This is a genomic window from Shewanella sp. Arc9-LZ (genome assembly GCF_010092445.1).
In the GTDB taxonomy this organism is placed as follows: Bacteria; Pseudomonadota; Gammaproteobacteria; order Enterobacterales; family Shewanellaceae; genus Shewanella.
Genome location: NZ_CP048031.1, coordinates 3,705,213 through 3,721,368, shown reverse-complemented (window position 1 = coordinate 3,721,368; position 16,156 = coordinate 3,705,213). Strand labels below are relative to the sequence as shown.

Here is a 16,156-nt window from a genome sequence, read left to right as displayed (position 1 = left end):
GCTGCTATGAAGAACATTCGCAGGGCTTTAGTTTACTTTTTAATGGAATTAAGTTGCGCGCCTTTATGACTCATTCAGCACTGAATGAGCGGCATACTGACCGAGCTACCTCAAATTTCATTGTGCTATAGCAGCCCCTGTATGGGTTAATGAATATTTGTTAAAGCATTTCGCCTCACTATTTAAGTTGTCTAATTTCCTAATAAAAGGACCGCTTTCAAGGTGTTAATACGTCTTGTTAGCCAATAGACCTATTTTGAAAATAGGTTGATTGAATAGGTACATTCCATCTTCACTCGGTGAGAGCTTATACCGAGGATAGTCTGGGACTATACCTGCCCGGAGCGGATTTCTTGAAGTAAATTAGCCCAACTTATTACCCCAACGACTTTCTGATTAGTGCCTCGATAGATATACACTTCACCGGAGCGTTTCGCGACCAGCGCTTCATAGGCTTCATTTAAGGTGGCCGTGTCTGGTAACCCTGGCATAGGGAGGCGTGATAGCGTGGTTGAATCTTCAAATGACTGCATTTCAAGACGCAGCATTTCAATTTCTCCCTCTGCATTACGCACTAGTACTGGGCGACCTGCTGCGCGTTTGAGTACTTCAAGTAGCAGTTCGTCATCATCATTAACAATGACAAAGCGTTTATCCATCAGTACCCTCACACCTTTCTTTTGCAGCCCTTGGTTAAGCGGAGCAATTTTGTAACCAAGCCCCATAATATCAAGTTGTTTTAGCAAGATAGAATTGGTATTAAATCCCTGATACGCCACCAAAAATGCTGGGATGGTGACAAACATGGCCGGTAAAATAATCGAAGCATCGTTGGTTAATTCAAGTAATGCTACTAATGCTGCTAGGGGCGCACTCAGGCAAACCCCCATCATCGCCGTCATCCCAATCACGGTATATAAGCCAACATAAGGCGCAATTGACGGGAATATTAGGCTACTGATTAACGCTAGAATTGCCCCAATTAAGGCGCCAATACCATAGAGCGGACCAATAAGTCCGCCTGGTACGCCAAAGCCAATAGCAGCAATGGTCGCCAACATTTTTGCTAATAACAGCGCGATTAAAAACAACAAACTAGGATGCTCACTAATGGCTTCATTGATGGCAAAATCGCCTGAGCCTAATGCCTGTGGCATGACTAAACCAACTAGAGTGGTGACTGCTGCAGCAATGAGCAGACGATAAATTAATGGCCAGTGCTGGCCAGTGGCAGTGACTTTCATCAGTGAAAAGTTAAACAGGGCAGCGACACATCCCAGCGCAAGTCCGCCAATGAGTAAAATAGGATAATGATCGAGTGGAATGTGGATCACATTGATCAAATCGTATTCGTGAATATTACCAAATACAAGTTGGCTTGATACCGCGCCGCAAATAGCAGATAGCATAATAGGGAAAAAGTAATGAATTTTGTACTCTCGTACAATGACTTCAAATACAAACAAAACCGCAGCCAGCGGTGCGTTAAAGGTGGCAGCAATACCCGCGGCAATACCACTAGCACACATAATGCGCACGCTATTGTCTGGTAACGAGAACTTCTCAGCCATAACACTTGCGCTCACCGCACCTAAGTGAATCGCTGGGCCTTCTTTTCCGACAGAAAAATTGGTCATCAGTGCGATTAATGCTTGAAAAAACTGTCCAGCAGCTGATTGAAGCGGTACCTTACCGTAGTGCAATTTAAATCGATGCAATACATAAGCAATGCCCATGCGCCGGTAACGCTTTGACCCCAACAATGACAGCAACCAAATAAGCAGCGCGCCGATTAAAGGTAAGTAAGAGCGCCAATCGCTTAAGGTTGAGCTAAGGCTCATGGAATCTGCATGCAGATATTGTTCTGCCCACACCAAGCTTAACCGGAATAAGATAATCACTAATGAGGCGATGATGGCAAATAACAGTGCGAGTGCACAAAGTTGCACACTAATTTTAGCCTGAGATAACTTATCTCTAAATTCGTTACGTAGATATTTGCGCGTAGTTCTTTTGGCGTGAATAATAGCGGCTTTATTTATCTTAAATTGCACGGTTTGACTCTAAAGTCTGTTGATATTTTAGGGTTATGTTTGGCAATTTTTTATTGATTGACCGATAACGCGTATGTGTCATGTTATGACTCTCCATCAATTTGCACTAACGCCTTTTAACAGGTCAAAGTACTGCCTGCGCATGTTTTTTAGCTCTTTACGTTGGCTGGTAAAGCTTTATTTGGCAAGCAAATTATTATCATTAGAACCTTATTTACAATGCATAGGATTTGAACAAGATGTTAAGCTCTACAAAAATATAAGCCCTAAGCAAATAAGCTTCATCAAGCATACTGTATTTTATTAAAAGGTTGTAACGTAATGTTAAATTATCACCGCTGGTTAGACAGACTGCAAGTTTTAGAACGCAAAAACCGGACATCAAGCATATACTTAATAGGGTTAATGGTAGTGTGTTTTTTGCTGGGAGCGATAAGTTTTAACCTATGGCTTTCATTTGCACCAGAGGCTACACCAAATAGCGCCAGTGGTAAGCGTAAATTATTGCAAGAACTAGAGACTCAAGCGCAAGCGCTTGCCAGTCGAAATTTAGCCTTAAGTATTGCTGATAATGCCAACAAAGAAATGCAAGAAATGTTTAGTCAGCAATTATCTGCACAGAAAGCGTTAGAAAAAGAATTAGCATTTTATCGCAGTGTTATGGTTACCGATGCTGATGTTGAAGGGGTGGCAATTCATGGAGTGGAATTATCTCAAGGTGTAGCTCCCGAGCAATATCAGTTACGACTAATCTTAACTCAGTTGCAAAAACGCAAAGTAAAAGTGAAAACCAACGCCACTGTATTGTTGCTTGGCACACTAAATAACCAGCCGGCCGAACTGTCTTTGAGCAAGTTAATTAATAAAAAGCTGGATTTTGAGTTTAATTATTTTCAAATTATGGACAGCGATTTTGTGCTGCCAAGTGGTTTTAATTTACAACGAATTATGGTCAAAGTGAAGGTCGCTGCGAGTCGTGGGGTGAAAGGCGGGGAGATTGAACAAGTCTTTAATGTGCCAGAGCTGTTGATGGGTGAAAAAGAACTGCGGGTAATACTTGAACAAAATAGTCAGGTAAAGGATAATTCTCAGTAGACACCGAAGTAAGAGGTAGTAATGACTGAACAAGTTGATGCAACAATGCCGATCCAATTTACCGATGCGGCGGCGATAAAAGTAAAAGGTCTGTTAGAAGAAGAACAGAATCCTGAATTAAAGCTACGTGTATATGTAACAGGTGGCGGTTGCTCTGGTTTCCAGTATGGCTTTACATTCGATGAAAAAGTCAACGAAGGTGATTTCACCATTGAAAAGCAAGGTGTGCAGTTGGTTGTTGATCCAATGAGTCTTCAGTACCTTGTTGGTGGTGAAGTGGATTATACATCGGGTCTTGAAGGTTCACGCTTTTTTGTTAAAAACCCTAATGCGACCACTACATGTGGCTGCGGGGCTAGTTTCTCGGTGTAATGAGTCTTACAGCAGCGATAAACCACGCTATAAATGAGATAACAATCTCACTGTAGAATGGATTTATATAATAAAAAGCCGTCTTTCGACGGCTTTTTTGATTTATGGACAACATCTCTAAATAATATAATCGATGATTAGCTACTCATAATGTTGAGGTTCATCCGCGGTTTAAACCACGCTTTCACTTTGGCATTAAAGCTAATCCACACTTGTATAATACCTAGCGTAATCAGCACTGAGTATATAAGCCAATCAGGCACTACGGCTTGAAATAAACCAAAATCAAATGTCGTTGGTCCGGCAACCAAATTATCTGGGTCATACATTATGATCGGTAATAGGCTATACAACAGCAGTTGCAACAGACAATAAACCCGCAGTAGATATAAACCTGCTTTCTGGCGACCGATAATTGCCAATACCATCATCAAGGTCAAAATGCATAACATTGCACTTAACTCTGATAGTGAGCTGGCGGACATTAATCCACTGACAGACGATAATGTATAAATAACCATTAAACCGATAAGTCGTTTTGGTAAACGTGGTTTGACCGTTACTTTATCTATTTGGTTTGATTCCGAGCTGATTATTGTCATAACACATTAATGCTTTTGTTGTTTCTTTGGCGAAATACGTTCGTTCATTTCAAACGGTGGCACAACGACACCTAAGTCTTCTTGTACTGGGAACACAGCGATAAATAAATCATCATCTTCCATGCCGCTCACCCAACGTTCTTGAAACTCGTCTAGTGGAATCGCTAATGGTTCACAGTCTTTCCATTCATCAACTGCCCAAAGTGCAGCTGTTTCTTCAGAAGGCCACATTGGAATGCAATCTTCATCTTCAGTGGTTAGCATGACGCAACCATCTTGGTCTTGAAGTGTCCAAATGATTTTTTCTGCTTTAATTTGCTCAACCATATAATCGTAACGGCCTTCTGGCGTTAGATTCATCAGTTCAGACACACTTTTGGTTTTGTTGCTCATATTGACTCTCATCTTAAGTTACGGCTTTGCCCAATTTCAAACGATTGAGCAAATTTGTGGGCATCATAACATTGAGGCCACAATTGCAAAAGTAAACCGCACATATTGGTGTATTTATCTCGCTTTAAAGCGACCACCTAATATAGCAGCACGTGACGCACCTGTGACGGCCGGTAAGTTTGCGGGTAAATCATGGTGATAACGCATTGCTAACCATGCAAAGGCAATCCCTTCAACCCACTTAGCATCAACACCTAAGGCGCTGGTAGTATCGACTTTATAACCGGGAACTAAAGTGGCTAGTCGCTGCATTAAGGCTTTATTTAACGCACCACCGCCGCAAACAAACAATTCGCCAGTCGGTGACAATTTATTAATGTCATTGGCAATACTGTGACAGGTAAGGTCAAGTAAAGTGGATTGAATGTCTTGTTGATCTAAATGGCTATAGTCAGCGAGTTGTTGTTCAAGCCAAGCTTGATTAAATAACTCTCTGCCAGTGCTTTTTGGATAGGCTAGTGAAAAATAAGAGTGTGATAATAGCTGCTTGAGTAAGTCTGGGTGGGTGGTGCCAGAATCTGCCCAGGCACCATCTTCATCAAAAGGTTGGTTTAAGTTTTGTTGAATAAAGGCATCGATTAAATTGTTACCTGGGCCAGTATCAAAGCCTAATACTTGCTCACTATTGCCGGGTAAATAAGTAACATTGGCAATGCCGCCAATGTTTAAAATAACTCTTGAATGACCAGACTGAGCAAACACTTGTTGATGAAACGCCGGAACTAACGGTGCGCCTTGGCCGCCAAGGGCGATATCTTTACGTCTAAAATCAGCAATAACATCGATATTGGTTTCAATGGCAATGGTGTTTGGATCGCCAATTTGCAAGGTAAAACCCATTTCTAAATTGGGCATGTGACGCACGGTTTGTCCATGTGAACCAATCGCGATCACTTCAGCGGCAGTCACTGTTGATTTTGCCAATAAGTGATTTACTGCCTGAGCAAACAGTTTGCCGACACTGCGATCGAGCCTACCTAAGCGGTTAATTTCATCTGTTTCGGGTTGACATAAACGCTGTAAGCCTTTTAATAAATGTGTAGGAATGGCTTCTGTATGGCTGGCGATTAGCACAGGATGTTCGGCCGAAAAATCAACCAATACTGCATCTACACCATCCATGCTTGTGCCTGACATTAGACCGATAAAATACTCTGGCTTAGACATGAAGTGACTCTCTGTTAACAGCAATAAAACCGCTTATTAATTACTTGCCAATTGCTGTTGTTGATTTGATTTTAATTGCGTCATCAATTGCTTGCTGAGTGCAGCGAATTTGTTCTTCTCTCTGCTATCAATTGGCATTGATTTAGGTAAATCGATGGTTCGTGGATTGCGGTGAACCCCATTTACAATAAATTCGTAATGTAAGTGAGCGCCAGTGACTCGGCCTGTTTTACCTAGAGTACCGATTATTTGGCCTTGTTTAACCGTTTCACCACGGTTTACTTTGCGCTTAGTTAAATGCAAATACTTAGTGGTGTAGGTTTCGTTGTGCTTAATGAAGACATAGTTGCCATTAAACTGGTTATAACCGGCCTCAACCACTTTACCTTTACCTGCCGCTTTAATCGGCGTGCCAATGGCAGCAACATAATCGACACCGCGGTGGGCTTTAACTTGGCCTGTTACCGGATGTAAGCGACGGGGGTTAAAATTAGAACTGACGTATTTAAAGTCTACTGGCGAACGCAAAAAAGCTTTACGCATGCTACTGCCATTTTCAGAATAGTATTCACCGTCGGTATAACGTACTGCGGTGTAGCGTTCACCTTGGTTAATAAACTCTGCTGCGAGAATATTGCCATTACGCAAAAATTGACCGTCGGCGTATTCTTGTTCAAATAACAACGAAAAGTGATCGCCTTTACGAATATCTAGAGCAAAGTCGACATCCCAACCAAAAATATTGGCCAATTCCATAATGTGGTTACCAGACAAGCCTGCATCGGCAGCGGCATTCCAAAAGTTGCTTTTAATATTGGCGCTAATAAACGAGGTGCGATTAACGACTTCTTTAGTGTTAACCGTTTCTTTGTATTGCTCATTGTGTTGACTGATAATTAATGTCGACACTTTATCCATGCGATAGGTTAATTCTTGTAATTCACCTTGAGCATTTTTACTGATGGCGATTTCTTCGCCCGGCATTATTTTTAGTAGATTCTTTTTCGCTAAGGGTAATTGGGTAATGTCATAAACATCTTTCGCGCTGAGTCCTGCACGGCTAAATAAACCGCCTAAGGTATCGCCTTTAGCCACTTCATAGTATTCAACGCTATAATCATCATTAGCCGCTTGTTGTTTTAATTTAGCTTTTTGAGTGGCAACTTGCTGATCGATATCATTGATCATGCCATCAATATCAGAGGTACTTGTTTGCAACATGGCAAGATGATGGGCAAACGCTTCATCGTCAGGGGTTTCGCCGCTGTTTACCTCTTCGCTATTATCTCGTGATGCAAGGGCATCATTTGATATGAAATCAATCGATTCATCTTCAGCGACACTGTCATTATTACCCGGTGGTGTTGGGCTGCGAAAGGCTAATGGAATATCATAACGTTTATTGGTTTCTATGTCTGATTTGTCAGCAGATTGACTTACCAGTTGGGTTTGTTTAGATGCTTGAGCGTCTTCCGATGGAAACATCAGAATAATTGTCGTTAGAATCACCAATAAAGATAATGTGATTTGATGTGCTTTTGGCAGCAATGTGAATAAAGTAAGAAGCTTTGCCATTGACTCTGTTACCAATTTCTCTCTTTCGTTATTATCGGCTAAGTGTACACTCTTTCATTTGCTGTGGCTAACAAGTAACATAGACCTCTTTATTTTTTGTGCAAGCCCTGGGAGTTGCAGTAGAGATGGCGAATTTAGATCAAGTATTGGCAGAGATTAAGCGCGGTACCGATGAGATATTACTTGAAGCGGATTTGCTTGAGAAACTGAAAGAAGGGCGTCCCTTACGCATCAAGTTAGGTGCAGATCCTACCGCTCCAGATATTCACTTAGGTCACACGGTCATCTTGAATAAAATGCGTACTTTTCAAGAGCTTGGTCACGAAGTGATTTTCTTGATTGGTGATTTTACCGGTATGGTCGGTGATCCTAGTGGTAAAAACAGCACCCGTCCGCCACTGACTCGTGAACAAGTGCTTGCTAACGCCGAAACCTATAAAGAGCAGGTCTATAAAATTTTGGACCCTGCAAAAACCCGCATCGAATTTAATTCTAGCTGGTTAGAGCCATTAGGCGCTGCTGGCATGATCCGCTTAGCATCACAGCAAACTGTTGCCCGAATGATGGAACGCGATGACTTTAAAAAGCGTTATGCATCAGGTCAATCGATTGCGATTCATGAATTTATGTACCCTTTATTACAAGGTTACGATTCGGTTGCATTGAAAGCCGATGTTGAATTAGGCGGTACAGACCAAAAGTTTAACCTGCTTATGGGTCGTGAACTGCAAAAATCTGAAGGCCAAAAGCCGCAGACTGTCATCATGATGCCATTACTTGAAGGGTTAGATGGCGTTAAGAAAATGTCTAAATCGGCGCATAATTATATTGGTGTGAGCGAGCCTGCCAACGAAATGTTTGGCAAACTGATGTCGATTTCTGATGACTTAATGTGGCGTTATCTTGAACTGTTGTCATTCCGTCCGTTAACTGAGTTAGCCCAATTCAAGTTAGACGTTGAAAATGGCACAAATCCACGCGACATCAAGATTTTGTTAGCCAAAGAAATCATTGCTCGTTTTCATGATGAAGAGCAAGCACAAGCGGCGCATCAAGCTTTTATCGACCGTTTCCAAAAAGGTGCCATCCCTGATGACATCGAAGAAGTGGTATTAGAAGCGGGCGACGGGTTAGCTATTGCTAACTTACTTAAAGATGCAGGCCTTGTGGGTTCAACCTCTGACGGTATGCGGATGATTAAGCAAGGCGCAGTTAAAATGGACGGCGAGAAGATTGAAGACAGTCGCCAAATTTTTAATGCAGGTCTTGAAGCGGTATTCCAAGTGGGTAAACGCAAATTTGCTAAAGTGATTTTAAAGTAATCACGGATGTTAGCGAATAAAAAACGGCTTATAATGTAAGCCGTTTTTTTATGTCTGAACCATGGTTAATTTATGGCTAATTTATACGTGCAACACTACTGAGACTCAAGTTGATCAGACATGGTTTGATAGTCCATTAAGTCCATTTGCTCAATTAAACGCTCAGTATTGTTATCAAATTTTAGTGTGGTGACACCTGGTACCGCAAGGTCGATAATTTTACCGGGTTTACCATATTGATCGCCGGGGCCTCGTAATCGATAACTGCCTATTATCACCACGAGAGAGCCGGTATTAAACATGTGTTCTACGTTTAAACGGTATTCTAATACACCTTCATGAGCCCGCTGTAAAAACGCAATAATATGCCGACCGCCAGTGTAAGTAGTATTGGCTGTTTTATCGTAAAATACCGTGTCGCGAGAGTAGAAACGACGCAGGACGGTATAGTCATGATCCGTAAGCGCTTCCATGTATTGCATCGCGAGTTGTTGTTCTCGTGGCATATCACCAATATTGGCTTTGCTCGGAAAGCTCAATAGCAAACAGCATAATATGAAGATTATTCGCACATTAAATTCTCTTTGTTTTCAAATCAAAAGCCGGTAAAGATAAGTGCCAGCGGATAGCACTCAGACGGATGATTAGCGTGCTGAACATAGCGATCAACATCGATGTCATGCTATCCATGCCGACAAATATGCTTAAGGTATAACAGATCCCTCCAACGATGGAAGCGGTTGCGTAAATTTCCGTTCGCAACACCATTGGAATTTGCCTACATAACAAATCTCGGATAATACCACCACCGACACCGGTTATTAATCCCATTACCACCGCGACCATACCAGATAACCCGAGTAATAAGGCTTTTTCCGCACCAATTACGGTAAATAGTGCTAAACCGAGTGCATCGGCAATAGATAATGAGCGTGGCGGTAATTTATGCGGTTTACGCACTAACACTAAGCAGGTTATTACTGTCGCAAGAATGACAAGAATATAGTTAGGATCGCGGATCCAAAAAACCGGTGTAGCACCTATTAGCGCATCGCGAATACTGCCACCGCCAATTGCTGTAACAGAAGCCAACACGATAACGCCAAAGGGATCCATACGATGTTTACCCGCGGCTAATGCTCCCGAAAGGGCAAATACCGCAGTACCACATAAATCAAAAAAGTAAATCCACTGACTCATTTACTTAACTCTTCAAGGTGAATAGTCAGAGCATCTACTGAAATACGGATCTCGATTACAGATAAAATTAACGAATACAATAACAACAATAAACTTAACCCAAAAACTATCGAACCAATTTGGTTAAAACCAACATAAATCAAAATCATACAAAACACACATAGGGCAAAGCTGCTGACACCGGCTTCTTGCATTTTTCGGATGATAATGATGCGTTGGCGTAAATTTTTAATTTGCTCGCCTTGCACTGGTTTTTTGTCGTTACTGAGTTGGCGGATTAATGCCGCTAATGAAAAAAATCGATTTGTGTAGGCCAATAGCAATAAGGAAATTGCCGGGAATAATAATGCCGGAGTCGTTAACGATACATGTAAGTTGTTCAACAAAGCGATATTCCTAAACAGGTTTTTAAGCAGACAATAATCAATTTTTTGTTATTTAAAAGGTTAATATGTTGTAAAAATGCAATGACCTTGTGATGTAATATCCTTATATTAACAAGCGAATATGACGCACAGACAAAATAGACAAATATTGATTCATAATTGCTAAATAATAGCCTGTTTAAAACAAGATTTATACGTTTAAAGTAATCTTAATCCTGTCCATATTAATGGCAATAATAACGTTAAGCTTATCCAAAATAGGTTCGCGGTTTGTGTCACTGTGATTGCTTGGCTTATGTAGCGATGATCTGGCAAGGGACCCGCTTTTACTTTCGGTAAATCGACCCGAATTGTCTTACCATTTTCGATAAATTGCTGGGGGCCACCAAGCTCTATCTTCAATAACTTAGCCGCTAACGCATAACTGCTGTAATGATTATTCAATTGATTTTTATTGGTTTGAGCTGATATTGGCTGCGAAAAAATAGACCTAATACCCAGTTGCCCAAACTGAATCGCTAACGAGCAATGCCATAATAAGGTTGGTATGAAAAAAATTACCCGATTGAATTGGCCTACAAAACTCGAAAACATATGAAAGTGTGGATGATATGGCGGCCAGCAATGTTCTAGTTGTCTTAACATCCGCACTACTAATGCCATGGTAGCGCCGCCTAAGCTAAAAAACAATATAGTCGCTAAGGTGCCGTAAATGGGAGTGGTAAAAAGTTTTTCAATGGTGGTTTTACTTAAACCGACTTCAGATAACACTTGAGTATTCTGACGTACCCATGGGGTGAGTAGTTGTTTTGCGTCTTGCTTATTACCAGTTTTTATTGCTGTAACGACCTTTTCAGCCACGGGTTTAAATGCTGAGTCGCATAAACAAAAATACAAGATGATTAGCTCAAAAAACCATGGGTAGGCGGCAAGGCTGAGTAAAAAACTGACGATAATCCCGCTAGGTACTATCAAAATAAGTGTGGCTAAAATCCCAGCGATAAGTTGTTGGCTCACAGCTCGGTCTGGGTGGTTAACCTTACTGGAAATTAATACCGCTAAACGGTTAAACCATAATAATGGTTGCAGCTCTCTAGGAATAGGAGCAAACCGAGCCAATATTAATGCGCAAAATAAAATACAACAGCTCTGAAGCAATCCGCCGTCTTGGCTCAGTAATTGAGGATTGAATAATTGATTGACCATAGAGACTCAATAATGTGCTGTTGTATTGTTTATGAAGCCTGCTTAGCTCGGCCCTATAGCGGGTCCGAGCTAAGTGTAGACCGATTACAGCTGTTGTAATAGCGCGATAACCATCATTGCTGAATGCATACCTGCTTTGATAATGTACGAGTCAAAATCAACGGGTGAGTCATTGTTTGCATTGTCTGATAGCGAGCGAATAACCACAAATGGCACGTTAAACTGGTGACATACTTGTGCAATCGCTGCGCCTTCCATCTCACAAGCTGCCATCGTTGGAAAGTTTTCACGCATGATTTTTGTGCGTACAGGATCGCAAATAAAGCTGTCGCCAGTACAAATTAACCCTTCAATTGCCTTAACTTCACCTAATTCAGCGACAGCACTTTTGGCCGCATTGACTAAGATGCTATCTGGCATAAATGCCGCAGGTTGCTGAGCCATTTGGCCAATTTCATAACCAAATGCTGTGACGTCTACATCGTGATGACGCACTTCTGATGAAATGACAATATCGCCAATTGCCAATGAATCGACAAAACCGCCAGCAGAACCGGTGTTAATCACATGGGTTGCGGCAAACTTTTCGATTAATAATGTGGTTGCAATACTGGCTGCTACTTTACCGATACCTGAGCGGGTCACAACCACGTCTTTACCGGCAATGGTGCCGCTAATAAATTCGATGCCAGCAATTGTTGTATGTACTGGTTCTACAATAGCTTGAACTAAATGAACAACTTCTGGCTCCATTGCGCCAATAATACCGATTTTCATGTGTAAACCTTAACTGAATAAGCAAATTCGAATGGGCGCTAATATACCATGAGCTCGATAAATTAGTGAAAACTGACAGTGATTTTATTGACCCATTAATTGGTTATTTGTGGCTAAACCTCGTGTTGATATTATTCTATTATGGCTAATTTAATCCATAGTAATTGGAAGTGATTGCTCTTTTTAACCTTAATTAATGACAGCACAATAACCTCAATCCAAGGCGCTAGCCTCAGGATTGCAGATTAAAGTGTCATTGACGTTATTTAGAGGGGAAATCATGCAACACGATATTATTTATTTTGTAGGCTCATGAAGTTGTGAGGTTAATTTTACTGCTGGCTTTGCGTGAGCAAATGATCGATTGCGCGAACCACATTGATACTGGCCTGTTCCATGGTTTCAAGATGAGCCAAAATAGTCGACTCATTACCCGACTGCATGGCTATAACAGCTGCTTTACCTGCACTGTGTACGGTTGTATGTGGTTGTTCGATAGTTTTAAAACTGGATAAACTGGCAAAATTTTGACCTTCGCCTTTGTAATACCATTTACCAAGTCTGCATTCAGTGTGGCTATTAACACTGGCATTTAGATCTTTATTTGCCAACACGCTGTATACATTACTTTTCCATACGCTGTGATCTAGTTTTACCGTGGTTAAGAAAGCAGTCATAGAGGCTTCTCCAATGACTCGTTTCATCACGCCTGAGCTTTGTAATACATCAGTCACCACTTGATCAATTTGTTCTGAAGATACAGCAATATCCCTAGAGCAAGTTTGGTTGGTAATGACTACATTCTTAATTTGTTCAGTTTGTTCAATAACTGTGGCGACTAATTTTTCAATATTAGCGCTGGCATCATGAGCATTACTGGCCAGTTGGCGCACTTCGCTTGCCACCACTGCAAAGCCACGGCCTGCATCACCAGCTCGTGCAGCTTCAATGGCTGCATTAAGAGCAAGTAGATTGGTTTGTTCAGAAATTTGCTGGATAGATGAAACTAAACTACTTATTCCATTAGCCGAAAGACTTAATTCTGCGGCAGTAGCCATGCTTTTTTCTGCATGGTCATTTAGATGCCCAGCTCGTTTTTTTAAGTTGCCAATCGCGACATGTGTTTGATTAAATAACTTATCTAATTCAGATAGCATTTGTTTTTCTTCGTCTAACTTAATTGAGTTTGCCAAGGTGGTGTCGCGAATATCATTGAGCATTGTTGCGCCCAGCAATTGTAAATTAGCGCGTGCGGTATCGTATTCAGATTGGCTATTAGAATGGTTTAACTGCTGGCTTAATTGCGTAATAGTCTGTTGTAATTGATTTAATTCATCTGAATGTTGCTGTTTATGAGTGACTAATTGGTGTTCTAAGTCGGCTATTTTAGTTTTCAAACCTTGGGTAAAACCGATCATAGTATCTTTATCCTTTAGCAATATATTAATAATATTTTGATAAACTATCATCGATTAATCAAGTGCTTCAGCAGTCACATATCACAAAAATGCATAATAAATACTTCTAACCTTTGACCTTTAACCGTACCAAGTCCTATTTATAAATTAAATAAGATCGTAGTATTATTCTGTTTATTGCTTAATCATTAGTGCTGGTAAAAATCAACGTAAACCGTTATTTTTTATGGGTAAACGGCATCCATAGCAACCCTGTTAACCAAGCGTTTTGTTTCGCGTTTTGGTATTCAATTAATCCTATGTCGATATCCTCGTCTGCTTTACTGGCCTTAGCAGAATAAGTACCAAATAGACGATCCCACCACACAATACTAAAACCAAAGTTGCTGTTGGTTTCGCACATTATTTGGCTGTGATGAATTCGGTGCAATATTTGAGTTACTAATACGGTTCTGACGACGCGTTCTAGCCTTGGTGATAGTCGGATATTGGCATGGTTAAATATGGCTAAACCATTTAATAAAATCTCAAATAAGATCACTGCACTGGCTGGTACCCCTAGTAGGATGATCGCTAATGCTTTAACCCCAATGCTGGCGATAATTTCTAGTGGGTGAAATCGCAACGCAGTCGTACTGTCGACATGAACGTCAGCATGATGAACTTTATGTAATCGCCACAATAATGGGACACGATGAAACAGCCTGTGTTGCCAATAAATAAGCAGGTCTAATAACAATAAGCTTATGGTGATGCTAGCCCAATCAGGTAATGCAATATAATTGAACAGTCCCCATTGTTGTTGCTGACAGTACAGTGCAATACCTGCTAATCCTATTGGTAATACCATTCGGGCTGCTATTGCTGAAATAACCAATATACCGATATTGCCTACCCAACGCGTAGCTGGTTTCGGTGCGTTGGCTCTATTGGGCAAATGCCTAGCAGGCAACCAAAACTCCAGTAGCAGCATGATTATCAATATCGTTAAAAATGCCCCGAGTCGAATGGATGAAATATCGTCCATCATGTTGATTTACCTCGTTGAGATTGATTAACTGAAGTGTTTTTTTTCACCGTATGATTTTTCAGAGTGTGATAGCCACCATGTATACGGGTGAAAATGGTAATTGCGCCTAAAAATGCAAAGCTATAGGCAAGTTCTGGGAAATAAGCCGGCCACAAACAAAATGCGACAAAGAAGGCGATGGTTTCGGTGCCTTCAGTTAAGCCGTTTAAAAAGTAAAAGCTCTTATTGGCAAATTGTGGTCGAGGCAGATTCAGCTTTTCGGCCGGTATGGCAAAGGCTAAAAAGCTTGAGCCTGTGCCAATGAATACGGTTAACAACACTGCCGCGGCTAAGGCATTTTCATTAGGGTTGGCCAAGGCGAATCCTAGCGGAATGGCCGCATAAAACAGAAAGTCGACACAAATATCTAAATAGCCACCTGCGGCACTGGTGTGTTTTTGGTGGCGAGCAAGGGCGCCATCGAGTCCGTCGATAATCCGATTCAGTGCGATAAAAAACAAGGCGCCATACCAAAGTTGTAATGCCAGTAACGGCACTGCCAGCATGCCTAAACCGAAACCGACTAATGTGAGCTGATCGGGATGGACATTCTTTTTGTCTAGTAGCAGCACAACTGGGGCTAACAGTGGCTTTATTACTGGGGTGATAAATCTATCTAGCATGATGTCATTCCAATTAATCTCTTGATTATCTTTTCAATTTTTTAAAGTCGCGAGTTTGTTATGTCACGACTTATCTATTTTTTAGCTATCTGTGTATTACCTACATCAGTACAGTTGATTACAGTACTTTCTATTTGAGTAGGGTTTTAGTCATTTAGTACCACAACTCAAAGTGAGATGACTTTACCTTGAGCGGCATCGGCATCTGTTTGATCGTGAGTCACCATAATGGCAGGTAGCTGATGCTGGCGTATTTGATCAAATACTAATTGTCGGGTTTCTTGACGTAACTGACTGTCTAGCTTACTAAAGGGCTCGTCTAATAATATGGCTTTGGGTTGGCTAAGCAATACCCGCAGCAATGCCACCCTAGCTTGCTGACCGCCAGATAAACTTTGCGGGTCACGTTGTTCTAATCCACCCAGACCCACTAGGGTTAACGCTTCACTAATTGCGGCTTGTCGCTGTGCTTTGGGGCTTGGCGGCATGGCAAAGCCGATGTTTCCTGCCACGGATAAATGCGGAAATAATAATGGGTCTTGGTAGAGCAAACCAATATGGCGTAGATGACTGGCTGTTGTGGTGATATTTTGGCCGTTTAAATGCAACTGACCTTCAGCACTAAATCCCGCTGGCAACATGCCAGTTAACCAGTTTAATAGCGTTGATTTGCCGCTGCCAGATGGGCCCATAATAGTCAATATTTCACCGCCACGAATGGTCGCGCTTAATGATAATAAGCTTTGTTGCTGGCGACGCAAGATCAGCCCATCAATGGTGAGTTCTGATGTTGAGGTGGTATTTGAGCCGTTGGCTGTACTCACGAATGTTTGCATT

General features: G+C 41.4%; 17 protein-coding genes. 3 read left to right on the top strand and 14 right to left on the bottom strand.

Going from position 1 to position 16,156, the window contains the following annotated elements; all coding sequences use genetic code 11:
- Window positions 1-329: 329 nt before the first annotated feature.
- Window positions 330-2,054: a chloride channel protein gene (locus GUY17_RS15910; RefSeq protein WP_101088834.1), complete on the bottom strand. Its 1,725-nt coding sequence runs from the start codon at window positions 2,052-2,054 to the stop codon at window positions 330-332.
- 321 nt (window positions 2,055-2,375) lie between these two features.
- Between GUY17_RS15910 and GUY17_RS15905 the strand changes: the two genes are divergently transcribed.
- Together GUY17_RS15905 and erpA are read left to right on the top strand one after the other, a co-directional pair.
- Window positions 2,376-3,149 carry a DUF6776 family protein gene (locus GUY17_RS15905; RefSeq protein ID WP_162023704.1) on the top strand — a complete coding sequence of 258 codons (774 nt, stop codon included), beginning with the start codon at window positions 2,376-2,378 and terminating at the stop codon, window positions 3,147-3,149.
- A gap of 21 nt (window positions 3,150-3,170) precedes the next feature.
- Complete coding sequence (gene erpA / locus GUY17_RS15900; RefSeq protein ID WP_011638424.1) at window positions 3,171-3,521, top strand: iron-sulfur cluster insertion protein ErpA; 351 nt, start codon at window positions 3,171-3,173, stop codon at window positions 3,519-3,521.
- 137 nt (window positions 3,522-3,658) lie between these two features.
- Here the strand turns inward: erpA and GUY17_RS15895 are convergent, their stop codons facing one another.
- The 4 genes from GUY17_RS15895 to GUY17_RS15880 form a co-directional block, all read right to left on the bottom strand.
- Window positions 3,659-4,123 carry a hypothetical protein gene (locus tag GUY17_RS15895; protein WP_162023703.1) on the bottom strand — a complete coding sequence of 155 codons (465 nt, stop codon included), beginning with the start codon at window positions 4,121-4,123 and terminating at the stop codon, window positions 3,659-3,661.
- 6 nt (window positions 4,124-4,129) lie between these two features.
- A complete protein-coding gene (locus GUY17_RS15890) occupies window positions 4,130-4,516 on the bottom strand; it encodes a DUF2750 domain-containing protein (RefSeq protein ID WP_162023702.1) in 387 nt (128 codons plus the stop codon).
- Between the two features lie 114 nt (window positions 4,517-4,630).
- On the bottom strand, window positions 4,631-5,743 hold the full coding sequence (locus GUY17_RS15885; protein ID WP_162023701.1) for an anhydro-N-acetylmuramic acid kinase: 1,113 nt from the start codon (window positions 5,741-5,743) through the stop codon (window positions 4,631-4,633).
- 36 nt (window positions 5,744-5,779) lie between these two features.
- Entirely contained in the window at window positions 5,780-7,318 is a 1,539-nt protein-coding gene (locus GUY17_RS15880; protein WP_101088839.1) for a peptidoglycan DD-metalloendopeptidase family protein, read from the bottom strand.
- 125 nt (window positions 7,319-7,443) lie between these two features.
- Between GUY17_RS15880 and tyrS the strand changes: the two genes are divergently transcribed.
- Window positions 7,444-8,640: a tyrosine--tRNA ligase gene (gene tyrS, locus GUY17_RS15875; protein ID WP_101088840.1), complete on the top strand. Its 1,197-nt coding sequence runs from the start codon at window positions 7,444-7,446 to the stop codon at window positions 8,638-8,640.
- A gap of 95 nt (window positions 8,641-8,735) precedes the next feature.
- On the opposite strand, the gene GUY17_RS15870 is transcribed toward tyrS, so the two are convergent.
- The 9 genes from GUY17_RS15870 to GUY17_RS15830 all read right to left on the bottom strand — a co-directional run bounded on the left by GUY17_RS15870 (window position 8,736) and on the right by GUY17_RS15830 (window position 16,155).
- The gene (locus GUY17_RS15870; RefSeq protein WP_081430168.1) at window positions 8,736-9,146 is read right to left on the bottom strand and encodes a nuclear transport factor 2 family protein; all 411 of its coding nucleotides are present in this window, start codon (window positions 9,144-9,146) and stop codon (window positions 8,736-8,738) included.
- A gap of 67 nt (window positions 9,147-9,213) precedes the next feature.
- On the bottom strand, window positions 9,214-9,840 hold the full coding sequence (locus GUY17_RS15865; RefSeq protein WP_101088841.1) for a trimeric intracellular cation channel family protein: 627 nt from the start codon (window positions 9,838-9,840) through the stop codon (window positions 9,214-9,216).
- Window positions 9,837-10,226 carry a DUF2721 domain-containing protein gene (locus tag GUY17_RS15860; RefSeq protein WP_101088842.1) on the bottom strand — a complete coding sequence of 130 codons (390 nt, stop codon included), beginning with the start codon at window positions 10,224-10,226 and terminating at the stop codon, window positions 9,837-9,839. Before GUY17_RS15860 ends, GUY17_RS15865 begins: the two co-directional genes overlap by 4 nt.
- Window positions 10,227-10,424: 198 nt before the next feature.
- Entirely contained in the window at window positions 10,425-11,432 is a 1,008-nt protein-coding gene (locus GUY17_RS15855; RefSeq protein WP_101088843.1) for a cobalamin biosynthesis protein, read from the bottom strand.
- Between the two features lie 84 nt (window positions 11,433-11,516).
- Window positions 11,517-12,209, bottom strand: a complete 693-nt coding sequence (locus tag GUY17_RS15850) for a 5'-methylthioadenosine/adenosylhomocysteine nucleosidase (RefSeq protein ID WP_101088844.1) — start codon at window positions 12,207-12,209, stop codon at window positions 11,517-11,519.
- A gap of 332 nt (window positions 12,210-12,541) precedes the next feature.
- Window positions 12,542-13,627, bottom strand: a complete 1,086-nt coding sequence (locus GUY17_RS15845; protein WP_101088845.1) for a methyl-accepting chemotaxis protein — start codon at window positions 13,625-13,627, stop codon at window positions 12,542-12,544.
- Window positions 13,628-13,844: 217 nt separating this feature from the next.
- Window positions 13,845-14,657, bottom strand: a complete 813-nt coding sequence (locus GUY17_RS15840; RefSeq protein ID WP_101088846.1) for a sterol desaturase family protein — start codon at window positions 14,655-14,657, stop codon at window positions 13,845-13,847.
- Window positions 14,654-15,319, bottom strand: coding sequence for a CDP-alcohol phosphatidyltransferase family protein (locus GUY17_RS15835; RefSeq protein ID WP_059744012.1), 666 nt, complete (start codon window positions 15,317-15,319; stop codon window positions 14,654-14,656). Before GUY17_RS15835 ends, GUY17_RS15840 begins: the two co-directional genes overlap by 4 nt.
- 167 nt (window positions 15,320-15,486) lie before the next feature.
- The gene (locus tag GUY17_RS15830) at window positions 15,487-16,155 is read right to left on the bottom strand and encodes an ATP-binding cassette domain-containing protein (RefSeq protein ID WP_242445222.1); all 669 of its coding nucleotides are present in this window, start codon (window positions 16,153-16,155) and stop codon (window positions 15,487-15,489) included.
- Window position 16,156 lies beyond the last annotated feature (1 nt).